Origin of the sequence: Sulfobacillus thermosulfidooxidans, from assembly GCF_001280565.1 — a bacterium.
GTDB lineage: Bacteria > Bacillota > Sulfobacillia > Sulfobacillales > Sulfobacillaceae > Sulfobacillus > Sulfobacillus thermosulfidooxidans_A.
Genome location: NZ_LGRO01000001.1, coordinates 377,329 through 401,149, shown reverse-complemented (window position 1 = coordinate 401,149; position 23,821 = coordinate 377,329). Strand labels below are relative to the sequence as shown.

Genomic DNA, 23,821 nt, shown 5'->3' with positions numbered 1-23,821 from the left:
GCAGAAGGGATTTCTTCTATGTTTAAGCAACGTCGACTTTTTCTGGCCGCGGCTTTTGTCGGTGGCGGGTTATTCGGCGTGCCCCTGCTCATCATTGTCCTAGTGCCCGTCCTCATGCTCATCGGCGGCTTAGCCTTCCATCAGGCGTCGGACCCTCCTCCCTTTCCCCAAAGCCCGGCGTTTAGCGATCAATGGATCAATTTGTCATACCATGTCACCGCCGCCAACCATGTCTATGCCGCCATTCCCAATAGCGTCTGGATTGCGGTCATCCAAAATTTGTCCAATGGCGCGGTGCTCAGCGATCAAACGCATGGCCATGGCTTATTTGCCTCGCCCAATCCGCATCTGACCGGACATCCGCTGAAAGATTTTAATGCCGCCGTGCCCGTCCTCAAGGCCGATTGGGATGCGCACCATTACAAAAGTAACAGTCTCGCCGAATTCATGAGCGCCACGCAAAATCCGCCCGGCGATTTTGTGCATGCCACCAAACAAGATATCGTGGCCTTATCGACGAGTCCGATGATTGCGGCCTGGCCGGCTACCGGCTGGAAAAACGGCCAATGGCAGTATCCTTCCGGGTCCACCGCCAAAACGTGGGTGCTGGTCGCGGGCAGTGCCCCCGTCGGCCTCCCAACGGAAGTACCCTGGAAACCGCCCACCTGTGCTTGGATTCATGGCAAGGATGTCTGTGTGCCCAATAATATTGCGGTTTCCATGGTGGAACCGCCCACATCCGTCACCATTAAAAGCGACGGCTATAACGGGCCGATGCTCTCGTCCCTGCTGATCCCCGCTGGGCAAAAAGTCCCGGCGTGGCCGCATGCCGCAGTGTGGGGCGCGGATGTGATTGTCAATCAACAACATCCCGTCACGATTACGGCCCATTGGCCGACGTTTTCGCTCTCTGTCACGTTGCCGAGTGCGACCGGATTTTCTGTCGGAGGCGGTGGCGGCAACGGCAATACACCGGGGTATAATCCCACGTCCATTAAAGCCGCGATCCAACATTGGTGGCAAGACATTCTCGTCGCCAGTCAACGCACCGGAGTTCCGGCGGCATGGATTGCCGGGGAAATGATCTTAGAATCGGGAGGCCGTCCCGACGCCGGAAGTCCTGGCGGCGCTTTTGGTCTGATGCAACTGGAACCGCAAACCGCAGCATCCTTACCGGGATACTATCCAGGGGCCCGGCATAACCCCCAAGAAAATCTCATTTTAGGCGCGGAACTGCTGGCCGAAAATTATCAACAGTTTCAGTCTTGGTACTTAGCGTCTTCGGCGTATTACGGAGGTGCCGGAGCTGTCGAAGACGCCGGGGTCACACCGAGCATGTCGTGGACACAAGCTGAATCGCTGTTAGCCAACGTGGTGCCCGATCCCCAAGCTGGCAATACCTTGAGCTTGGCGCAATATGCTCTCGATGTGGCGGCTTATGCCCAAATGGCCGCCTCGGATGAAAATTTGCCTGGTCCGTTTTCTTCGTAACGGCTGAACAGGATTTTTGGAGATGTCTCACGAATTGTTTCGGATAGTGTCTGATTATTTTGCTCAAAGGAGTGCTGTTATGCCGAGTCGTTTTCTGGCACGCCGTGTCGTATGGAGTCTGATTCCGCTTTTTCTCGCCGGATGTGGCACCCAGACCACGGCCTCGCATCCCGCGTCTTCGCATCCGGCGCATGCGGTCCACCATACCGCCCATCAGGCGTCGGCTTCCCGCTCAGCGGCGTCGACTTCTCCGGCGTCCTCCATCACCGCGGCTTTTGGATCGGTGGCGTGGAGTCAAGCCGTGCAAGCCGATTTAGCCCGTCAATTACATCACCCGGTCTATCCCCTCGATATCGTGGCCGATCAACCTGGTTGGAACTTGCCATTGCCCAGTGCCTTAGTCTTGGAACCGCACGCGTATCATGGGTTTCTGTATTATGCCATTGCCCGTCCACATCAGGCGATTCAGTGGCAGGCCGTGTCCACGAATTTAGTCAATACGCCCATCAGTCAAGCCCAAAAATTACCGCAACCCATTTTCTGGCCACTGCATTTTGCGTGGCAACTCGAAACCAACGTCCAATATTCCCCGTTATTGGGCGGCACGCTGCCTTGGGATAATGTGACCGGGCATGTTGAAAATCCGGTGGCCTGGACGGCGACCTGGACAGCCGCTCAACCGGGGGCTCCGGCCTCGACCACGATCAATGTCTATCTGCCCGTCTATTGGAAAGATCCGCAAGACGAAGGGATTTTACCGACAGCCTTACCCGATGGGTCGTTGATTCAAATCCAAATTTTTGGTGCACCGCATTCGCACACCTGGTCTCTGGGCCCGGATTTATATAAGGTGACGCCGCAAAATCTTGTCACGCAACAATTTCCCGCTAACGCCAAAGCCGGCGATTTCTTTGCCGTGTCGGCGTCCTCATCCTAGGAGGTGCATCATGCCACTCCAACTCCGTCCCTACCAAACCGAGGCCGTTCACGCGATTCAGTCGGCCGTCCGGCAAGGCTTTCGGCGGGTCTTGGCGGTGTTGCCGACGGGCGCGGGGAAAACGGTCATTGCCGCCGATTTGGCCCGGCAGTCGCGAGGCCGCTTGCTTTTTTTAGTTAACCGGGACGAGTTGGTGCAACAATCCGTCGCCAAGCTGCATTTAACCGTGCCGGCTGCGGATATCGGGATTGTGCAGGGGCCCCGCCGGGAATGGCACCGGCGGTACGTGGTGGCCTCGGTGCAAACGGTTTCCCGGTCTTTGGCGCAAGAGGGCTTGCTGACGCAAGATGCCACCGATCCCTTTCGTTTGGTTATTGTCGATGAAGCCCATCATATTGGGGCTGCGACCTACCAACAACTGTGGCACCGCCTTGTGACCCAAACCGATCGCCGGGTGCTACTCGGCATTACGGCCACGCCTTTGCGGACCGACGGCAAGAAACTGACGGATTTCTTCGATACCACGGCCTATCGGCTGGATTTGCCCACGCTCATTCAGCAAGGCTACCTCGTTCCCGTCCGGGGCTACCGCATCGTGACTCCCACGGTGCTGCGGCACGTGCGGACCCATCATGGCGATTTCTCGGAAAAAGATTTAGCCTTGGCCGTCGATACCCCTGAACGCAATAAAATTATTGTCGACAGTTGGCGCCAGTATGCCGAAGACCGCCAGACCGTCGTTTTTGCGGTCAATGTCGCCCATGCCCGCCATTTAGCGGAAACTTTTGCGGCACAGGGTATTGCGACGGACTGGATTGACGGGTCGCTCTCCCTGACGGAACGACGGCGGCGGCTGGCTGCCTTTTCAAACGGCACCTTGCGCGTGCTCACCAATTGCGCGGTGCTCACGGAAGGCTGGGATGAACCCCAAGTCTCCTGTCTGGTCATGGCTCGGCCCACCGCATCCCGCGGTCTGTACATCCAAATGGCCGGACGGGGGTTGCGGCCTTCGCCCGGCAAAACGGATTGTCTCATTTTAGATGTTACGGATAAAAGCCATACCTTGACCTATGATGTGACCGCCTTGACGGTGCCCGACGAGGACGAGCGCAAACCCCGCAAGGCGCGGACACCGCGAGAACCCAGTGCGGTCCACGATGACCCGGCTGACTGGACGCCGGGCGTGCAACCGATTCCCTTGCCCTGGGACGCCTTGGGGCATTCGCCGTTTGTCTGGCATGCCGATGCCGCCGGCCCCTGGCTCGAAGCCGGACCGCGTGATCGCATTTGTCTGACCCCCACCGAGGACGGCTGGCGGGTGACGTGGGTCTCTCCCGAGGGCTCCCAATCGCTGCATGAGGCGCCGGTGCCCTTGCCCTATGCCCAAGGGATTGCGGAAGATTGGGTGCGGGCGCAAAATCGTACCGCCTTTGCGGCCAAAGATGCGCCCTGGCGCCGCCGCCTCGTGTCCGCCAAACAGCAAGATCTTTTGCGGCGGTTGCATATTCCCTTTGATCCCGGTGTCTTGACGCAAGAAGAGGCATCCCGGCTCATTCATGAGGCGATGGATCGCCAGCCCTTGACGCCGAAGCAGCACCGCTGGCTGGTGGCCCATCACATTCCCATCCCGCCCCAGTGCATCATGCGCCAAGCCGCGCAACTGATTGCGGCGGCGCAACCCGCCGCCACGACTTCCGCAGCTTCTATGGCCTCAGATTCCTCAGAAAGGACGTGATTCTCCTGCGTATCCCCTTAGAACATGCCGTCATCCAAACGGCTCTGCCCGAAGCCGGTCTGGTGCTGATTACCGATCAACCCACGCACCAAGCGACGGCCCATTACGAAGTCTGGCGCCTGAAACCCGGTCGGCCACCGGATGACGCCGCGTGGCATCTCGGCTTTTTAGACGGCGACGCCCCGATTTGGCAACAGGATGAACCCTTAGCCACCGATCCCTATGCCGCGGGCTGGCGCCATTGGCAACTCACTCAGGTGTTGAGCGCTGTCCCGGCGCGCCATCCCCATTGGACTCCGGAGCACGTGCAAGCGCTCTGTCAATCCGCGTTAGATCAGGCACCCACCGCACCCATGGCCGATTTCTTAGACAGGATGCCCGATACCGTCTGGCGTGAGGCGATGGCCGGCGATTGGACGGCCCGTGTGCGCGGCATGACCACCTTATTCACGGATGACGACGATCCGACCGTCGACACCTTACGCCTGGTCAGTACCTATCGTCCCGAAGACGACCAAGCCACCATCCGATTGCTGGACACGGCCACCCGTCCGCCCCAGGTGTTGTGGAGCCAAACGGCGCATCCGGATCTCGTCGGCATTAACCATTTTGTGGTCAGTGCCCAATTGGATCGCGCTATCACCCACGGTCAGCCCCGGTCGCAATGGCCCGCCCTGTGTGAAGCCTCGACCTTGGGCGTGCTCACCGATGCGCCCGATGGCGTCACCCGTCACAAACACGGCCTGCAATCGGCGTTAGATGTCTGGCATGAGGGGGCCCGGCTCGTCACCCATGAACCGGACACCACCGCGCGCACCGATGGGGAAATGCAGGTTAAAGTCGGACGGAAAATTGTCTGGCGCCATGCGCTCGATCCCGAGGATGACGATCCCGCCTGGACCCATGGGGAAGTCCATCAATATCTCCTGAAAATGGCCGAGACCCGGCAATTGCCGGACGCTCCGGCAGACCGGTTGATCGGACTGCAAGCGGCCCTCAACGCCTATTGGGATGGCTTACCCATTCCCGATGCGGTGTTGCCGCCGAAAACGCCCCCGTCTCAATGGGTACGGGATGTGCCGGCGTTTAAAGCCCGGCTGTTTGCCATTCCGCCGGAACCGGGCACTCCCGATGGGCATTGGGATCTCGTGTTGACTAAAGCCCGGCGGCAAACGGTCAAACCCGCCGCACCGGGCCAACCCGTGCAGCACACGTGGAAAACCGAAGACAAAGCCCATCCGTTAGCCTCCATCCCCGTTCCGGCTGAGGCCATTGGCGAAACCTTTGAGCGCGTACATGCCGAATTAGAAGCCCTAGGCCGGCAACCTGGCTGGTTCTGGTCGGATGCCCAACGGTGGGACGAAGCGCCGCGTCTGATGGAACTCGCCGTCGCCGATCGTGTGCCCAAGCTCAATGGACCCGACCAAGGCTGGCGGTGGGGCTCGTATGATGAAGGCGTCACGTTTGTGGCCTGGCGAGAAAATGCCCAAGGCCAGATTCTCTCGTATGCCACCGAGAGCGCGTGGAAAGATCATGACGGGCCCTTAGCGAAGCTCGCCAAGAAATGGACCAGTCCCGTGGATTTGCTCCAGGATATGGCCACCCGCCAGATCAATCCCCGTTATGCCCCGGTGCCGAACGCTTTAGTCGCGCAAGAACGCCGGGTGATGCAAGCCATTCATCAGGCAACCGTCCAAGCGTTTTATGCCGAGGAGACGCCCCAAGCGCCGAAGTTGTCCTAACCATTTCAATTAAAGGAGACGAAGTCGTGATGATTTCTGAATCGGGTACGCCGTTTGACCGCTCGACTGCCTTATCGTTGTTGCCGCCGCCTTTAGCCGAGGCCCTTCATGATTTTATGGCCTCGGTTCACGGCCAACGCCTCATTGTGTTAATGGCCTTTCCGTATCAACCCGCCACGCAAACGTTTGGCCTCACAGCGGGAGTGTTGCCCACCGGTCATCTGCACGATGTGGTGCCAGCCCTCAAAGCGCTACGCACCTACATTGACCAGTTGGATGACCAGGATTTCGACAGCAACCCTGATTTTTCACTCTACGATATGCCCCCATCTCTCATCAGGGCTTTGAGCCGGTTATATGATCAGGGCTGGCAATTTGGCGCGATAGTGCTCGGGGTTTTGACGCCCCATTTAATTATTCCGGTGGTCTTGCCCATGGGACGCTTAACCGATCCGGACGTCACACGCTTAATCGATCAAGCCATTGAGATGGGCTCACACTGGGCGGTGCAGGATCCCAGTGCCACCGATCCCGCTGTGATGGCAGACCGGTGGGGCGTCGCGGTGATGCTCCACGATCGCCTGCCGGATGCGGCGGATGAGGACGACTAAGGAGGGGTGGCGATGGCGCCGTGGCGTTCTGCCAGTTTTTGGCTGACGTGGTTTCTCGGAGCTGTCCTGATTGGGGCCGCGACACCGGCGGTGTTACTCAGCCTGTATGCGCTGCACGATCCGGCTCTGACCCCGTTTTTATGGCAGCATCAAGGGTTTTGGCCGTGGCGTAGCTGGCCACGCCTCACGCATATTGCCGCGTTGCACGCTGCCTCTCGGACGATTCCCGGCCTCGCTATCGCCGGATGGGGATATCTCCGCTGGAAAGCCGAAGCGGACCGCACCGACAATCCGCTCGCGTCCATGTGGGGGACACAAAACATTAAACACACCAGCTATGGCTCGGCGCGCTGGCGCCGAGCCAAAGAATGGACGGGTTTCGTGCAGTTGCGCCCGGTGAAAACATTGAGTCTTCCCCGTGCGGGTCAATTAGCGTTACCCGATCCCCAAATGTCTGAGGCTGTCCGGCGTCAGGGACATCCTCAAACGCCTCCGCCCGGTCCCGGACCGGGCGGGATTTTTTTAGGCCAATGGGGCCACCAAGCCGCCTTACTCACCGGGGATGTGCATACGTTACTCATTGGGATTCCCGGCGTGGGCAAAACCCGCCGCATTATTTTGCCCACCTTAGCGTGGCTGGCCCAAAGCCAAGAATGTCTGGTCTTGGGCGATCCCAAAGGCGAGCTCTTTAGTTGGGCGGCCAAGCCGCTGCAAGACGCCGGCTATGCGGTCTTACGCTTTGATTTGCGCCATCCCCAAACCCGGTGGAATCCCCTCGCCCCGATTATTGCGGCCTTAAACGAAAACCGGTTGGCCGATGCCAGCCGGGCTGCGTGGACCTTAGCCCACGCCATTGTCGGGCAGCAGCCCTTGGGCGGGGATAACGTGCTCTGGAGCAATACCGCGGAAACGCTGATTGCCGCCTTAGCCCTAGCGGTGTCGGATAGCACCGCAACCGGACTGGCGCCGGCAGAACAACATCTTTTTAGTGCCTATCAAATTCTGATGGCGCATGCCCAAGGCCAAGCCTTGGATTGGTATTTTGATACCACCTTTCCCGAACGGCATCCGGCGCGGGAAGCCTATGCCATGATTCGCACCGCCGCGCCGGAAACCCGGCAAAGTATTTATGTGACCGCCACCTCCACGTTGCGGCTCTTTGCCGATCCCGATATGGCGTGGCTGACGAGCGCGCATGATGCCGCGTGGCCGATGGGTCAACGGCCTACTGAGATTGTGGCCACGATGCAAGCGAAACCCTGGGCGATTTTTTGTGTGATCCCGGATGAGGATTCCACCCGGTATCCGATTGCAACGCTGTTTCTGACCCAACTCATTCAATTTTTGGTGCAAGCGGCCAACGTGAAAGGCCGTTTGCCGCGCCGAGTGAATTTCATTTTGGATGAGTTTGGCAATCTGCCGCCGATTCCCGATTTCGACAAAGCCTTAACCGTGGGGCGGGGCCGGGGATTACGCTTTCTCCTGGCGGTGCAGGCGCTGGCGCAACTGACGGAACAATATGACAAAAAAGCCGATATTTTGTCTGGGTCGTGTGGCATGTGGATCTTTCTCGGCACCGCCGATCCGCAAACCGCCGACACCTTATCCAAAAAATGCGGCACCCAAACGATTCGCACGACCCAAACCAGTACGCAACAAGGCCCGCAAATCACCTCGTCCTCATCGGAACAATGGTTAGGCCGTCCGCTCGTGCAACCGGATGAAATTTTGCGGTGGCCGCTCGGCAAAACCTTGATTCTGCAAACGGGCTTTGCGCCCGGTGTGCTCACCGCGCCCGATTTGAGCGCGTGGAAAGTCTTAAAAGACTGGAGCGCAGCGCCTGATGAGGAGCCCCAAGATTTATCGAAAGACTTTCAAGCCCTGCCGCGCTATCATGCGGCACCGCCCTCGCAGCACGACCATCCCTTAAATCACGTGCCAGCGGACGTGCCTCCCACACCTGCGGGGGCCGATTTTGTGGAAACCCGGTTTCCCGGCACCATTTAACTCACTATTGTCTGTCATGATTTGGAAAGAGGTGACTGTCTATGCCGACGCCTGCGACGCCTGGGCGCCATGATCAAGCGTATTGGCCCGATTATTTGCCGCGCATTGAACGGGAACATAACCCGGCCATGCCCTATGCCTACCAATACCTCATCACCATTCGTCATCCGGGGTATGAACCCCATGATCCCCGTCATTGGACGTTTTATCTTGCGCCCGAGGCCGATCAGGCCGAACGGATCGCGAAGAAACTGTGGATGCAATATCATCCGACCGCCCGGCATGCCGACGCGATTTTACCGCAGCCCGTCGAGAAATTTACGGTCCGGCCCCACGTGCCGACCGATCGCCCGGCGGCGGACGCCTGGTTAGCCGACCATCCCCAGGGCATGATTGTCGAGCGGCCTTTAGTGTCCCTTCGCCATCCCCCGCGTCCGCCGCGGTCGGGGTCCATCGATCCCGCTGATTGGGAGGGCTTGTGGGACGCGATTGTTGACGCGAATCCGGTCGATGCCGCCAATGATCGGTTGGAACGCTTTCGCCTCGTGCCGGAAACCGATGCCGGACATCACGCGGCCTATCCCCTCGATCCGCTGCTGATGCTGGCCAAAGATGCGGTGGAATGGGCCTTTCAGGCCGGTTATCGCAAAAACCAGCCGCCCGTCTTTTTACCCACGGTTCCCGATCTCGACGACTTGGACGAGGCCATTGCGCACGCCGTGACCCATGAGGACCGGACACAATTGCTGACGCAAAAAACTTTGGCCCAATATTTTGACGAACCTGGCGGCCTCTATGAACAGTGGCGCCAGCATCCCACCCGGTTTACGCCGCAACAACAAGAAGCCTTAGCCACCTTTGCGGCGACCGTCCAACCCTATGCGTCATGGCGCAGTCAAACCGAACACAATCTCAAACACCTCGTGCAACAGGATTTGCTGGCCGTGGCGGTACCCATCGGCGACCGACCCCAATGGGCATGGTGGCGGGCGGATACCCAGTCCTTTCTCACCCAACCGCATCATCCCGATCAACCCCGGCTGTATCGCACATTAGCTGCCGCCGCCTTTGATTTGGCCGCCGAACTGCACGAGACGTATTTTGCCGGGCACAAACCGGCCAATGAATCTATTCCCGCGTTAGCCAAGCAGTTATCGCGGCGATCCGTCGCCTTCTGGCACCAGCTCGATCCCGTCATCCATCAACGGTGGGCCCAGCAAATTGCACCGCATACGGCCTTAGCAGATCGGATTCCTGATCTTCCGCGGACCACCCCAGAAACGCCTCGGGTGTCCTCGCCCGGCGTCTAAGGAGGAGACAGTGCTATGACCGCGCCACTTGTCACCACGCCGGCGTATTGGACGCCGCATGCCAAATACGGCGCACACACGGGCTGGCTCTGGCAAGAGCGGGCCGATCAGACCCTATGGGTTGGCGGAGGCTTTGCGTCCATTGAACTCGCTCGTCTCTGGTGGACGCAATATGCCGGCACCACCCCGCTGGTCGTGGTGTCACGCGCCGATATTTTGCCCATTGCCGAACGGGTGAAGCCCCCGGTCTGGATCGGCGCGCTCTCCCCGATCACCTGGATTGCGTGGGCCGATCCGGTGGGGTTGGAACCCGCCACCATTTTTCGCGATGCCCACGGACAGTGGCGCTGGGATTCCCCCCCAAGCGTTAGTGTATGCGCTCTGGCAAGCGGGCCATCCCTGGCGCTGGTGGACCCCGACCGGCATTGGCCCCGATTCTCCGTGGAAAGCCCCGGATCGGTCCTGGGGCACCGCGCCGCCGTGGTGGTTTTTGGGCGAGAATAACGCCGGGCAGCTCATCCTTTGGCAATATGCCACGGATGGGGAACACGTCCGCTTGCGATGGGTCGAACGCGGCGATCAGCCGGGCGTGCCCTATGGCTGGTCCCGCCTAACAGATGTCATCAACTGGTTACAGCAAGCCGATCCCGCCAGTCGCCTGATGGGCTATACGCCCGAGGCCATCCGGCGCCGGTTAGCCGCGACCATGACCCATCCGGTGGTCCCCACCGGGACCCCACAGCCCGATTTTGGGTCTCAACCCTTTTCCGCGCCCTGGATGCGCTAATTTCTTAAAGGAGGTTGTCTCATGCCCACCACTCCGTGGCAAGACGCGTTACATCAGTTAACCCAAGAATTTCAAAACGCCTTAGAATCGACGCTAGCCGAAAGTTGGCAGAATACGCAAAGTCATCTCACCGAATTGCATCAAATTGCTCAACAACTGACCGATCTCGAATCTCGGCGCGCTACGCTCTGGCAAGCCTTCCAATCGCATTTGATGGCCGTGATGACAACGTTATCCTCCGCCACGCAATCGTATGCCACACCAGTCGATTCATCCCGGATCGTCTCTTCGTCCCAGGTGCCGTCCCCGGACCATGTGCCGTCGCCAGCAGCTCCGGCCCCGGACGCCTTCCCATCACCCGCCGCCTCAGTGGGTCCAGCGTTTGTGGCGCCCGCCGCCCACGAGGATGCGCCGTTAGCCCATGTGGCTCCCCCGATTGCGCCGTCCGAATCCTCGGAATCGGGTCCGGTCTTGCCGGGATCCCCGTTGCCCCATATGGTCGAACGGTTTTAGCGTATGCGATGGGTTATTGTTAGCGTAAGCTTGAGCCTTTTCGCCGCGTGGCGCGTCGGGGTCCTTCCAGCAGGTCTCGTGTTGCTGAGTGGCATCATCGCCGTTCTCATCCAGCTAATGTCCCAGCGGGTTAAACGTATCTTGGGTTTTAGTGTCCTATTGGTTTTTGCCGGTATTCCGATCGGGTTTTGGGGCCGACAGGCTCTCACTCCGCCCTCCTCTCCGTCTACAGCGCCCATTCAACCGGGCATGTCGCTGGCTACAAGAACGACGCAATGGGATGGTTGGATTAATCCGTAAGACTAGTGCCACATGGGAATTGCAGCGCACCACCTGAAAGAAAGACGAGGAGGACACGCCCATGAAAAACACGCCGCTCATCGGCGAAATCACCGAGGCCGACACGTTGGCATGGAACGATAACGCGAATCAAGGCATTATGATTCCCCCCTGCTTCTTCGTTTGTCCTATTACCATGAGACATTAGAAGGTGAACGAGAATGGAAGACCATAACGCCGGACGGACGCAACGCGCTCATCTGGATGGCTACGCACGGCATTGGGGTCGATGGGGCCCATCTATGAGGTCACGAATCTGCATCTCGCGTCGCTTCGAGACGGGAAATGTTTCTAAAACATCTGTTGAGTCAGGTCGTGGGGTATCGTATGGTATGGCCTAAATCCGTAGGGGTATAATAATGAGAGCATGAAAGGTGAAGGAGGTTTGCATATGAACTCTGTGCCCGATACCGTCGTTCATAATATCGTGACGCACTTCCCTGAAGTGAATCGTATCATCTTGTTCGGATCTCGCGCCAGAGGAGATGCCCGGCCAGATAGTGACTGGGATTTTCTGGTGATCATGCCATCCGACAAACCTCCAACACAAAGAGGGATTGCAGTTCGCCGCGTTGCTCGGATTCGTGGCATCTCGATGGACATTTTGGTGAAAACTCCCGAAGAGGTGGCTGAAGGGTTTCCCATGATGGCCGATGACATTATTCGCGAAGGGCAAGTGATTTATGAACGCAGCCGTTGAAGCATGGATTGCGCAAGCACGCGAAGACTTCGCGGTTGCACAACATGCAGTCTCGGCTGGATGGTATAAAGCCGCATGTTTTCATGCCCAACAATGCGGAGAAAAATGGTTAAAAGCCCTCCTGATATTGTATGGACAGTCGCCATCACGCAGCCACGATCTAGATTTTTTAGCCGATTTGCTTGAACCCTACGTTCAAGGCATTGAGTCGATCCGGGAAGCTGCCATTGTGTTAACCGAATATGCCATAGATGCTCGCTATCCCAGTCGATTACGTATCGAACACGATGAGGCGATTCAAGCCGTACATTATGCTGAACAAATACAGCAGTGGGCCGCATCACAAAAAGAATTCCTTGATTAAATCATAATAACTGGATGTTTTATCGGATCTGAGTGACGGGCTGTTCTCTACGTAAACGCTTAGAGGGCAAAGTCCGTCACTCTTTTCATGCCTACACCTTGAGCATTATTGGCCAGGTCAACCGCGATACCTGTAACCCGCTTGAAAAGAATCCTTACGTCGTTTTTGCCCCGTGTTCGGTCTTGTCCCAACACGAGAGATAGGAAAGGTGAATTATGACGTTTTGGTCTCTGTGGCGCACGACAATGGCCCGCTTGCTTCGGACACCCGGATTCTATGCGGTGCCCCTATGGGGAATTGGCCCCAGTATCCTCGTTGGAACGGGTTGGTCTGTCATCCAACACGTTCAATTACCTCATTGGGTGATTTTCTATGGGATCGCGGCGGGATTGCTCTTGCTCTCCGCCACCCTTCACACGATGGCGGCGCATGTTCAGGAACTGGTCTGGCCCCCTCCGATTCCGCGCAACCGCCGTCGCGTTTTTTATCGCCGGCTATTGCTGTGTGATTCGCCTTCCAGCCAATTCGTGTCGCGGGGCTTCATGAACAGTTCGGCAGTAATTTTTCTGTTTTCTTCATCCTTTGCCACCATCGTCGGTATCATGATTGTATCCGACTCTGATATCTACCAGGCATTTAAGGCTGCGTTTTTGCCTGGGATCGATCGCATTCTTCCGTTTGAGATATCGGGATTGACGCTCTTACTGTTTTTCTTATATCTCGTCGGTTTTTTCTTGGTATTTCCCTTCGTGCTCATGGAAGGCATTGCCCCGGCCTTCGTCTTTCTCAGCGGCACCACCCCGCCCTCGCGCCGGTCGTGGCTCTCTCGGGCCGCTTGGATTGCGCGATGGGGCTATCCTTTAGAGATCCTCGATGGACTGGGAGGGATCGCTGTGGGGGTTGTCCTCTATCACATGCTGATTCTGGGGATTCTGCTGATTTATGTCTGGATTTTGACGCAAGGACTGCTGTTTAGTGGCGCATTGCTTGGCGTCTCCCGGCTTCATGTGCCCCCTGATGATTCGTCTCCTGTTTTAGCCCATCATGTTGCCCAAACCCACGTTCAGAAAAAATAAACCCCACACCATAAAGGAGATACCAACAGGATGACCGAATTATGGCTGGTCGGGTTCCTCTTGAGCCTCTTCGGTTTATGCGGCGTAATCGGGTGGAGTATTACCCAACAGACCCAAGACTTTGCTCGCGCCCAACACCGTGCGTATCAACAAGCTGTACACCAGGCACAATTATTCGGACGCGATATCCCCCCATTTTCCGAATGGACCGATTTCCAAGTTCAGCACCTTCTTGATGAGTTGCACGATGACCTTTATTGAAAGAGGTGACGTGATGAATGCCTCGACGCATATCTTAGGCGGCGTTGTCGCTACCGAGTGTGTATGGTGTCTTGTTCCTCACCTCTCCCATCCTTTCGCGTGGTTGGCCCTTAGCGGCTTTGGCGGTTTGTTGCCCGACTGGGACCATCCTGATAGCACCATCGGTCGATGGATTCCCTGGCCCGCCGTGATCCAGTCGCGGGGCCCGCATCGCCCGCCTTTAGTCGGGCGACGGGGATTGCACGGTCCCATCTGGCATCGACACCAAGCCCATTCTCCGGTCGGTGTTGGGCTGGTGAGTGCCTTGGTGACACTCAGCGGTGGGGTTTTCTGGTCGATGCTCACGTCCTGGCATGAGGTTACTACAGCCTATCCCTGGCGGCTGGTCGCAAGCGGATGTTTCATCGGAAGTCTGAGCCATCTTGTTCTTGACGGGTTTAATGACACACCGCAATGGTGGGCGTGGCCTATTTCCCGTCACGGTTTTCGCTGGCCGCTTCATGCGTCCATCAAGCGGATCGAGCCCTTGATTTCTTTCGTGCTGACCGGCATCGGCATTGTGTTAGCATGGCATTTAACGCAGACGGTTTTCCCACAGATTTTCTAACGTTCAGGAGGCCCTATGGCACACTCCACCCGGTCTTTGGCGCAACGCCTCAAAGTGCAACAACTCTGCCGAGCCGCTCGGGAAAGCGGCGATTTGATTGCGGAAGTTCAGCAAACTGTTCGTCTCAAACGGATCGGGCAAGCCTATAATGGCTTGTGCCCGTTTCATGCCGACCGGATTCCCAGTCTGTGGGTCTACCCGGATGGCCATTGGCATTGTTACGGTTGTCCGCCCGGCCAGAATCATGGCAGCATTCTCGATTGGCGCCGCCAACTCTATGGCGAAAGCTGGTCGGAAGCCGCCCGCGCCATCTTGCAGCATTATGGCCCGCCCCCGGAATATCGGCCGCGGCCTGCCCCCGACAATACCACCGAATGGCCCGACGCATCCACCTGGCGCCATTGGGCCCAGATTTATCGCCGCGCTTGGGCCAGTGCGTCCTTATTGCCAGCCGACCAGCAAGCGTTACGGGATCGGGGATGGGATGAGGCCGCCGCGTGGGCGGCGCATGGCCTGATTTCCATGCCGGCTTTTGCGGACCGCTCCCGATGGTCTGAGCGCTTAGGCGAATCGGTGGCTCATGTGCCCGGTTTTAGCACGCGGGATGACGGCACGTGGCATGGCCCCTCGGGTCTGCTCATTCCTGTGCGGTGGGTCGATGGCACGCCCGTCGGGGCGCAAATTCGCGTGCATCGCGTGCAGACGGGCAAATATGTGTGGTGGTCGACGCCGCCGAATGTCGTGGATGATCAGGGCCAGCTTCGGTATCCTGATGGGCACAAAGCCTGGGTCATTCCGCATTGGGCGTGGCCCAGTGCTCAACCGGAATCGACATGGCCGGAAGTGATTGTCACCGAAGGGCCGCTCAAAGCGATTCTCATTGCGGAATCGTTGGGGTTGCCGGTCTTGGGCTTGCCGGGGGTGAGTACCTGGCCGACGCTCCTCCAACTGTTTCAGGCCCTGGGCCGCCCGCCCGAACGGTTGCTCCTCGCGTTGGATCAAGATCGCCCGCCGAATCCGACGGTGCAACGCGCCACGCAACACCTGGCGGCGGCCTTGCGCGATCAATGGTCGACGATAACATTAGGCCAGATTGTTTGGGAGGATGACCAGGCCAAAGGCTTTGATGATGCGTTGATGCGACACGCCGCATGGCGGATTGAGGCGGTGCCGTCGTTGGGCAACGTCTCTTCATCCGAAAATTGAGACGGTATTTCGCCAGATTGGGGTGCGTATTGAGGTCTGACGGATCCCACGGGTGTTCTCCCAGCGATTTCATCCTCCCAACTGGGGATTCTCTCACACCCGTTCTTCTCGTAATGGTATATCGTGTCGATTGGTCACATCGTCGTTGGCGTTAAGGAAGGATGAAGAAACCGTGGGCTTTGTCAATGATTGGATTTCGGGATGCTCCAATGTTTCGGGGGGCTTTCTAGGAGCCATTTCCATTTTATTTGCCAAAATTTTTAACGGCATCTTCCTGTTGATCTATGATCTCATCTTTGCCATTTTGAAACAGACCATTTTATCCTCAAATGGTGATCAAACTGTAGCCAGCGATGTGTTTACTGCCATGCACAGCTTAGATGCCGTGGCGATGGCCTTGTTGATAGCCTTGCTCATTTGGAGCGTTCTCACAGCGGGAGAACAGCTCATGACAACATCCAAATGGGATGGGTGGCAAGGACTGGTAGGGCGGGCTGGATCGGCGTTCTTATGGATTGCCGGCAGTTATTTTGCGGTATCCGTTTTGTTACACGTGAATGCTCTCTTGACGAGTGGGTTTACGAATACTCTCTCCAACGAAGCGAAAACATTTGCCGTGTCCTGTCACCAACCCACCACAATTTTAGGCATCGGGATTGCAGGAGCGGCGACCGCGTTTGTCTTTCTTTATCCGCTTGTTAGTCAGACCGTGTTACTGGCCATTATTTTTGGTATGGCTTTTGCGTTAGCACAATGGCTATTCCGTCTTGTCGAAATTTTGCTATGGGGCTCTCTTTTACCCCTGGCCGCTGCAACGATTGTGGCCGAACCCTCGCGCAAAACCTTTCAATATGTCTGGAGCCAATTGCAGGGCGCCATTTTTACCCAAAGCGCTATGGCGTTGGGCATTTGGCTCATTTTTGGCACAGCACTGCACGGTGAAAATACAACGTCGTTGCTCAATATGCTCATTGGGGCTGCCGGATTTTTTATGGTCGGTAAGATTCCGCGCTACCTTCAAGAAGCGCGGGGTCATACTTCCAGTGGGGGCTTCGATGTAGCCAAAGGCGCAATGGCGATTATGATGGCTCGTGGCGGCGAAGAACTTATGGCCGCTACACCCTTGGGTCAAGCGGTGTCTCGGGGATTTGAAAATCATCTGGGTAAATCCCAAACCCGGTTGTCTACCGCCGGAGGAGTGACCGGACGCTTATGGCATGGTATGGGTCAATCCATTGCGACGCATAACGCCCGCGCTAATTTTGATCAAGCCCGCTATGATGCCAATAGCCCTGGGGCTATGGCGATGAATGCAGCGGCGACCAACATTCGCAACACGGCGCAAGATCGCTTTGGCAGTCATTCCGCCAACTTTTGGGGTGAACCGTTCGGCGGCTTTCCTAACGGATCGGGGTCTGGTCCCCGGTCTCCCAATCCTTATGGAGGCGGCGGCTTGGGCGGCATTCGCGGGCCCTCGCCGACCGGACCGGGTCCCGCCTTTGACGAGGGACCTATCATTGACGTGGGCTATACGGCTCAACCCGCTGATGCAGCTTTTGCAACTACGGATGCGGGGTTTGGCTCGATGACGGACTCGGCATCGGCGCTCGGACCGGTTTCTCCGGTTTTGGCCGAGGCGGGTGATCTCATGAATGTACCAGCGGGCTCTCTGACCGCATCACCCCTGTCGACCGGATCATCCGTCATGGACGCCGCCTATCAGACCGTCCCCGAGGCCCTCAGCTATCAAGAGCTGCATCAACGCTTGAATCCGAACAACCAGGGCAAATATCCCCCGGTCTCAGCGGATCAGTTTGCCCGCAGTGTGGCCCCGATGGCGCAGAACTATTTGAAAAATGTGGTGTACCCCAATATGGCGCTCCGGTATGCCCATCAGCCGCAAAAGTTGCAAGAGGAATTAAAGCGAGTGCAAGACATGCACAATACGTTTGCAACGGGGCCGGTTAGTGATATCAAAGAAGAGTTAAGTCGATTATCTGGATATTCTAAAGACCAATTTGGCAATGTGCAAACGCAGCGGCTGTTGTTCCAAGAATTGGCCGCCGCCGAAGTGGGCGGCACCGTCGCCAATCGCTTTGAGGATGATGGTATCAATCCTCACTTCCATCAGCCCGAAAATAACCGAGGGATTATGGGTGAAATGAAACAGCTCACCGCGTTTGAACAAGCCTTGCTGGGACCGCCCGGCAAAGCGCAGCAACGTTTGCATGAACTCAAAAACAGTTCTCGCGATTTTGTGGATTGGGCCGGACAAGCCGCGACCACCTCGCCATATGTCCGCCGTTAACGGGATGCTCTCGTGAATGAGGCGGTCTATATGCTATACTGCTGGCAAAGACCTGGGAGGTGACCCCCCATGAACCAAATGGTTTATAACCCCGATCGGGAATGGCTTCGGCAATGGCAATGGACCCCACCATCGCATAAGTATTCGGAAGACGAAATACGAGCAATAATGGCAACATGTCAGTCTTATGACGATTTAGCTACACGCTATACCGAAGAAGAATTGCATGATGCTGATCGATCCGTTATTGAATTGTGCGATAAAAACCCGCAATTTCGGCGTGATTACGATCGATGGAGTTATATTGTCGAAAATGGCTATAACGCTTACGTGTGGAAACGCATTCAGCGTAAGGGTCGCATTCCGTGGACGCCCATTTCTCCCTGGGTTCAAGCTGCCTTGCGGCGCGATCGGGTCGTTACCACACCGGACGGCCAGCGTGTCGTGCAAAAAACCGAGACCGAACGGAGTGCCGAGTCGTGGGCGGCATATCACCGCATGATGGATTGGGTGTGGGCGTTTATTGCAATGGCCCTTGTGGATATCGTCTTCGCGTGGGGCATTTTCGTGTTTAACCATAGCTTTGCCCCCTTCCAGCATCTCTGGCTTTGGCCGTCGGCTATCAGTTTTGGCTTGGTGTTTCTCTTGCGCCGGACCCATAAAACGCATGCCTTGCTCTATAATGTCGGAGTACTGGCGTTTATTATACCTCTCGCGTTTCTCATCGCGTTTCTCTTGATGTAACCGTTTGATGAATTTGGTTATGGCATCCCGTCTCTCTGAGTTTTTCGGAGAGACGGATTTTTGTATTACGTCAAGGAGGTCCTTTATGCAAACCCCCATTCCCCCGGATACCAACCGGGAATTTGACTGGATTGCCGGGTTATCCGGCGGCGGCTTAGTGGTGGCGTTGGTGGGCACCACGGTCGCGTTAGGCATTTGGGGCGAAAAACCCTGGCCTTTAGCGGTGCGGGCACCCTTAGCCGTCATCACGCTCCTGTTAACCGCCGCGTTCGCCTGGCTGAAGTGGCCTATGGACGATAGCGGATTTCCGCTGACCGTTTGGGCTCAGCGCATCTGGATTCATTACAGCCAATACCGGACGCCGTGGAAGGCTATTACGGGCCTTCCGCGTAGTCGGTTTGGCGTCGAAGGAGGGACATCTCACCGTGTGGGGTTCACGTCCCAAAACCGCCCCCCCAAAGGGCGCCAAAAAGATCGCCACAACTAAGGCTCAAGCCAAGCCTCCCAAAGTCTCCCGGCATTTTCGCCGATTGGTCAATGTGCATCATGTCGAAGACGGGCTGGTGACTCGGATGGATAATACGGTCGTGGGTATTGTCGAAGCCCACGGCTTTGCTTTTGATATGCTCCAAGAGCAAGAACAAGATTACATTTATGGCCAATTTCGCTCGCTCTTGCATATGCTCACGTTTCCCATTGCCATTCATATCCTGAATGAACGGCTGGATTTGTCTCAGGAAATTGGCCGCTATCAAGAGCGCGCTGATCCCGCGATCTATCAGGCCGTGGATGCCGCCCATGCGTCAATGTGGGCGCAAATTAATCAAGCCTATGCCAATTTGTTGCAAAACTATACCGGGTATTTAGACCAAGTGGTTTATTGGATTGCCATTCCGGCTTCTCTCCCCTCGCAAGCCCGTGAGCGTCAGCAAACGGTGATCAATGCCGTGGCGCAAATCCATACCGATATGAAACCCTTTATTCCCTCACGATCCCGGATTTTGAGTGTGCTGGCTAATAGTTATGGGCATCCCTTGCCCGGTGATCCCATCCAATACTTTGATGCCTTTCACGCCGCGTTGACGCCGGAACCGTCAACCTAAGCCGCTTGGCCATTGCCTTGAAAGGAGACTCAGCATCTATGGCGTTATTTCGTCGTAAAGCGTCTGAACCCTTGTTACCCGATACCGGAGCCCCTTTACGGTTAGTCGAGACCTCGGCATCCCCTGACGCTTCGCCCTCTTCGAACCCCCCGCTGACCATGACCCCAGCGTGGGATGCCGGAGCTAGTACCCTGGCGCCGGGTATGACCGACCGCGACTTGTTGTGGCCGGCGGGCTTTAAAGAAACGGCCCGGTTTGTGGAACATGGCGAAGGACTGTATTCCGCCAGTTTGCGGGTCATGGCCTATCCCGCTCTGGCGTCGAACGGGTTTGTGCATCCCTTGTTGCGAGCCCCCATGCCGCGTCGGTTTGCCTTGTATATCACGCCGATTAGTAATGGTGCGATTGTCAAGCAACTGACGGATGACGTCACGAAACTGGAAGCCAAGTTGCGCGGGCAAGCCAAAGAGGGGAAACCGCTCAACCCCTATGATCACAATGCGTATCAACAAGCCGAACAACTCCGGCAATCCTTGGCCAAAAATTTGATTAAGATGTTCAACATTTCGTTTGTGATGACGATTTTTGGCACCAGTCCCGAGGATCTCGCCGAGAACGTCCGGCAATTCAAGGATGCGGCAGCGGGCGGGCTGTGGTATGTCCTCGAAACGTATTATGAACATGGCAACGCCTGGCTGACCACCTTGCCCATTGCCGACCAACGGTTGGAACAAACGCGGCGGCTGGACTCCAATTCCTTATCCTGTATGTTTCCCTTTACCTGGACGGAACATATCGAGCCCGGCGGCCTCTATGTCGGCACCAACGTGCAAACCGGCGGGCCGGTGTTGCTGGATATTCACAACCGGCATAAATATCCCGCCGGGCATATTATCTTTATTGGTCCCACCCGGTCCGGGAAATCGTATACGGCCAAAAGCGTGCTGACCCAATCCTTATGCGATCCCGACATGGACGCGTTCGTCATCGACCCGTCGCCGCCGATTGACTATCAATCCTTGGCGGATGCCTTGGGCCGCTTTATCAGCTTTAAAGTCGGCACCAAAGACCGCTGGAATTTGTGTGCCATTGAATATCCCCGGCATATCGACAAACTCGATGAGTCCGAACGGCGGCTGCTCACCAGCAAAATTGACTTTTTGCTGACGTTGCTCGATTTGATGCTGCGCGACGCCAGTGGCCGTCCCGCGTGGTCTTTGGAAGAACGGGCCCGCGCCGAAGGCGTGATCCGGCATGTCTATGAATCCCTCGGCATTACCGATGATCCGATGAGTCTCATCGATCCGCAATCCTTGTCGTTACGCCCGAAAATGAAGCCGATGCCCACCTTTGCCACGATTGTCGATGCCTTTCGGCGGGATAGCGTGTTAAGTCGTGTCGCACAAATCTTGGCCCCGTATGTCCGCGGCGGCACGCTGGATATCTTTGACGGGGATGTCCCGCCCAGTGCCCTGAACAGCCGCCTGACCGTGTTTAATATTGAGGGGCTTTTGCGGGCCCAATCCCAATTACAACCTATTGCCTATCTCGTCATTGGCGAACTGATTCAGCAGCGCCTGCTCAACAGTGGCCGCCGTACCATTATTCTCATCGACGAAGCGCACATCCTCTTTGCCAATGAAGGCACGGCCCGCTGGCTCTCCCGGTTGTTTCGCATGAGTGCCAAGCTCAATTCAGCCGTCTGGTTGCTCACCCAGTCGATTACCGATATGATTGGGGATCCGTTTACCCAGCTGGTCGTCCCCGGTCAAGCGGATGCTCGCGTTTGTCTCAACAGCACGTATATCACCTGGCTCGGCACGGTCGATAAAGACTCCGATGCCCAATTAATTAGCAAGGAATTTGCCTTGTCCCCGACCGAAATTCAGTTTTTGCGCAACGCCCGTAAAGGCTTAGCCATTTGGCGGACGGAAGGCTATCACGTGGCGGTTCAGGGGCAAGCGCCTCCGTTATTGCACCAACTGTTCTCATCCACCGCGGACGAAAAAGGCGATTGGGCGGCCACGCGCTATGCGGATCCTTTACACGGCCAAGCGCCGATTCCGGCGGATCACCCGGTGTTGCCCACCTAACCCGCTCATCGTCCGCACGTAAAGGAGGTGATGTCTCTCCGCTCTCTCATCAATCACGGAGCATCACACACAGCGTTTTTATCAAAAAACCGATGTTGACAAACTATCAAGGAGGATGACACATGGCTGCTGGAAATTTAAATGCAACAGCACTCACGAGCGCGTTTACCACCCTGCAACAAACCTTATTGGAATTTGTGGTCCCGTCTGCCGGTTTGGCAGCCGTCTATGGGGGCTTAATTCACGCCCATATTTTTCACACGCCGCAAGCCAAGGAAACGGGCAAAGAAATTCTCAAATATGCGATTATCGCCATTATTATTGCCGGTGTTGGTCCGGAATTGCTGAAATCCCTAGCCGGGATCCTTGGGGTCCCCACCAATTAAGCATGTCGCAAGCGGTCCGGTGCCGAGGCCTGAAACCCTGTGCCGGACCGCTTGTTTGAGGAAAGGAGGTGGCTGGTATGGCCCCATCGGTCAAATCGGATTCGCCCGTTTCTGAGGAATCGGCTGTCGCCGTGCTGGCTTGGGCGCTGGGCGCGGTATCACAACCCTTTCGGATCCAAGTCGCCGAAAGTCTCCCCCTCGCCTTGCGCACAGAACGCCCGTGGTCCATCGCCGATCTCGGCGACACCACGGATAGTTTGTGGCATGCGGCGGAACAGATTCCTCCGGGGGACTGTCCCTGGACGACCTTGCTCGTCACATCCGAATTAACCGGGACCATCCCCTTAGCCGATGTGCTCGTGCGGATCAAAACCCGGTTTCCTGCCCTGCGGATCGCCTTATTGGTCGCGCATTTGACCGACCCGATGCGCCAAGTGATTACCACGCTGGCGGCCTATCACATTTATAACGTCTTAGTCGGCACTGAATTTACGTTGGAGTTGATTGCGGGTCTCGTGACGCGGGATGCTTCGTGGGAGGCGATTCAACCTTATTTAGGCACGGCGGTTGAGCCCGTGGCCAACCTGGCCATGTCTGCGGCCCCGTCCCCCGATCAGGCGCCGCGTTCGGAAACGGTGCCGTCGTATACCGTGGCGGTGGTCAGCGGCAAAGGGGGAGTCGGGAAAACGGGGATTATTGCCAATCTGTTAGCGGTCAAAGGATCGTGGAACACCATTGCGTTAGATTTGGACTATATCAAGCCCAGTTTACCGCTGTATTTCCACGAAGCCAACGATACCCCGGCCTTGGACTTGCGGCGGCTGCTCACGCAGATTCAAACCCATCACCGACCGTCTTCCCCGAGCAGTGGGGCGAAAGGGTTGGCCCTGATTGAAGCGCTAACGGATGACGATCTCCGCGATATTCAGCAATACGTCACACAAGCCGAAGTGGTCACAGCGAACGCCCGCATTGTGCCGGGAGCGTCTCGTTTCGAGACGGTCATGCCGGTGCCCCCGCCGGTTGTGATGTCGGCCATTCTCACGGCCTGTCAAAAGCAAGCCCGGTTTGTCTTCGTCGACACGCCAGGCGTACCAACGGATCCCGTCTGGATTCACAGTGTCCGGCAAGCCGACTTCGTGGTTATTGTCACCACGCCGGAATATGCGGTGTTATTGGAAACGATTGACCTCATGCGCAAATTGGATCTCCTCGGCATTCCCCGCGAGAAGCGCGGGCTCATCATCAACAAACGCAGCAAATGGGGCTATTCGACCGCGAGTATTCGCACGACGCATTTGCCCGGCCTGCCGTTATTAGGTGAAATTCCCTATGATCCCGCGCGTTGGGAGCGGGCGTTACAAAACCATCATCCCTTAGCGTTGGATCACCCCAAACCGTGGCAGGCATTATTCACGGCGATCACGCACGTCGAATCGCCGCGTGCGCGACGCGATGGATGGTTTCGTTGGAGTCGTCGTTAATCTGGGACGGTATTTCG

Annotated in this window: 24 protein-coding genes; all 24 read left to right on the top strand. The window is 56.8% G+C overall.

Features of this window, described 5'->3' with window-relative positions; genetic code table 11:
- Positions 1-18 precede the first annotated feature (18 nt).
- The 24 genes from AOA63_RS02125 to AOA63_RS02010 all read left to right on the top strand — a co-directional run bounded on the left by AOA63_RS02125 (position 19) and on the right by AOA63_RS02010 (position 23,804).
- Entirely contained in the window at positions 19-1,491 is a 1,473-nt protein-coding gene (locus tag AOA63_RS02125; protein WP_053958168.1) for a lytic transglycosylase domain-containing protein, read from the top strand.
- Between the two features lie 79 nt (positions 1,492-1,570).
- Positions 1,571-2,428, top strand: coding sequence for a hypothetical protein (locus AOA63_RS02120; RefSeq protein ID WP_053958167.1), 858 nt, complete (start codon positions 1,571-1,573; stop codon positions 2,426-2,428).
- Between the two features lie 10 nt (positions 2,429-2,438).
- Positions 2,439-4,163 carry a DEAD/DEAH box helicase gene (locus AOA63_RS02115; RefSeq protein WP_053958166.1) on the top strand — a complete coding sequence of 575 codons (1,725 nt, stop codon included), beginning with the start codon at positions 2,439-2,441 and terminating at the stop codon, positions 4,161-4,163.
- Entirely contained in the window at positions 4,160-5,905 is a 1,746-nt protein-coding gene (locus tag AOA63_RS02110) for a hypothetical protein (protein ID WP_053958165.1), read from the top strand. The genes AOA63_RS02115 and AOA63_RS02110 overlap by 4 nt, the downstream gene beginning before the upstream one ends.
- A gap of 26 nt (positions 5,906-5,931) precedes the next feature.
- Entirely contained in the window at positions 5,932-6,516 is a 585-nt protein-coding gene (locus tag AOA63_RS02105) for a hypothetical protein (protein WP_139061466.1), read from the top strand.
- 12 nt (positions 6,517-6,528) lie between these two features.
- Positions 6,529-8,523, top strand: coding sequence for a VirD4-like conjugal transfer protein, CD1115 family (locus tag AOA63_RS02100; protein WP_053958163.1), 1,995 nt, complete (start codon positions 6,529-6,531; stop codon positions 8,521-8,523).
- A gap of 41 nt (positions 8,524-8,564) precedes the next feature.
- The gene (locus AOA63_RS02095; protein ID WP_053958162.1) at positions 8,565-9,833 is read left to right on the top strand and encodes a hypothetical protein; all 1,269 of its coding nucleotides are present in this window, start codon (positions 8,565-8,567) and stop codon (positions 9,831-9,833) included.
- A gap of 328 nt (positions 9,834-10,161) precedes the next feature.
- Positions 10,162-10,620 (top strand): hypothetical protein, encoded by a 459-nt coding sequence (locus tag AOA63_RS19265; protein WP_139061465.1) that lies wholly within the window; start codon positions 10,162-10,164, stop codon positions 10,618-10,620.
- A gap of 21 nt (positions 10,621-10,641) precedes the next feature.
- Entirely contained in the window at positions 10,642-11,133 is a 492-nt protein-coding gene (locus AOA63_RS02080; RefSeq protein ID WP_053958159.1) for a hypothetical protein, read from the top strand.
- Between the two features lie 3 nt (positions 11,134-11,136).
- Positions 11,137-11,433, top strand: a complete 297-nt coding sequence (locus tag AOA63_RS02075) for a hypothetical protein (protein ID WP_139061464.1) — start codon at positions 11,137-11,139, stop codon at positions 11,431-11,433.
- A 61-nt stretch (positions 11,434-11,494) separates the two neighbouring features.
- Complete coding sequence (locus AOA63_RS20330; RefSeq protein ID WP_278276925.1) at positions 11,495-11,620, top strand: hypothetical protein; 126 nt, start codon at positions 11,495-11,497, stop codon at positions 11,618-11,620.
- A gap of 243 nt (positions 11,621-11,863) precedes the next feature.
- On the top strand, positions 11,864-12,172 hold the full coding sequence (locus AOA63_RS02070) for a nucleotidyltransferase domain-containing protein (RefSeq protein ID WP_053958157.1): 309 nt from the start codon (positions 11,864-11,866) through the stop codon (positions 12,170-12,172).
- Positions 12,156-12,536: a HEPN domain-containing protein gene (locus AOA63_RS02065; protein WP_053958156.1), complete on the top strand. Its 381-nt coding sequence runs from the start codon at positions 12,156-12,158 to the stop codon at positions 12,534-12,536. The genes AOA63_RS02070 and AOA63_RS02065 overlap by 17 nt, the downstream gene beginning before the upstream one ends.
- A 215-nt stretch (positions 12,537-12,751) precedes the next feature.
- Complete coding sequence (locus tag AOA63_RS02060) at positions 12,752-13,612, top strand: hypothetical protein (protein ID WP_053958155.1); 861 nt, start codon at positions 12,752-12,754, stop codon at positions 13,610-13,612.
- A 30-nt stretch (positions 13,613-13,642) separates the two neighbouring features.
- Positions 13,643-13,873, top strand: a complete 231-nt coding sequence (locus AOA63_RS02055) for a hypothetical protein (protein WP_053958154.1) — start codon at positions 13,643-13,645, stop codon at positions 13,871-13,873.
- Positions 13,874-13,886: 13 nt separating this feature from the next.
- Positions 13,887-14,480 (top strand): metal-dependent hydrolase, encoded by a 594-nt coding sequence (locus AOA63_RS02050; protein ID WP_053958153.1) that lies wholly within the window; start codon positions 13,887-13,889, stop codon positions 14,478-14,480.
- A gap of 15 nt (positions 14,481-14,495) precedes the next feature.
- The gene (locus AOA63_RS02045; RefSeq protein ID WP_053958152.1) at positions 14,496-15,686 is read left to right on the top strand and encodes a CHC2 zinc finger domain-containing protein; all 1,191 of its coding nucleotides are present in this window, start codon (positions 14,496-14,498) and stop codon (positions 15,684-15,686) included.
- Between the two features lie 172 nt (positions 15,687-15,858).
- Positions 15,859-17,994, top strand: a complete 2,136-nt coding sequence (locus tag AOA63_RS02040; RefSeq protein WP_053958151.1) for a hypothetical protein — start codon at positions 15,859-15,861, stop codon at positions 17,992-17,994.
- 69 nt (positions 17,995-18,063) lie between these two features.
- Positions 18,064-18,738, top strand: a complete 675-nt coding sequence (locus tag AOA63_RS02035; RefSeq protein ID WP_053958150.1) for a DMT family transporter — start codon at positions 18,064-18,066, stop codon at positions 18,736-18,738.
- A gap of 85 nt (positions 18,739-18,823) precedes the next feature.
- Positions 18,824-19,225, top strand: a complete 402-nt coding sequence (locus AOA63_RS02030) for a hypothetical protein (RefSeq protein WP_053958149.1) — start codon at positions 18,824-18,826, stop codon at positions 19,223-19,225.
- A complete protein-coding gene (locus AOA63_RS02025; RefSeq protein WP_053958148.1) occupies positions 19,164-19,841 on the top strand; it encodes a hypothetical protein in 678 nt (225 codons plus the stop codon). The genes AOA63_RS02030 and AOA63_RS02025 overlap by 62 nt, the downstream gene beginning before the upstream one ends.
- Positions 19,842-19,879: 38 nt before the next feature.
- Positions 19,880-21,934, top strand: coding sequence for a VirB4 family type IV secretion system protein (locus AOA63_RS02020; protein WP_053958147.1), 2,055 nt, complete (start codon positions 19,880-19,882; stop codon positions 21,932-21,934).
- Between the two features lie 122 nt (positions 21,935-22,056).
- Positions 22,057-22,320 (top strand): hypothetical protein, encoded by a 264-nt coding sequence (locus AOA63_RS02015; protein WP_053958146.1) that lies wholly within the window; start codon positions 22,057-22,059, stop codon positions 22,318-22,320.
- A gap of 77 nt (positions 22,321-22,397) precedes the next feature.
- On the top strand, positions 22,398-23,804 hold the full coding sequence (locus AOA63_RS02010; protein WP_053958145.1) for an AAA family ATPase: 1,407 nt from the start codon (positions 22,398-22,400) through the stop codon (positions 23,802-23,804).
- The last annotated feature ends 17 nt before the right edge of the window (positions 23,805-23,821 follow it).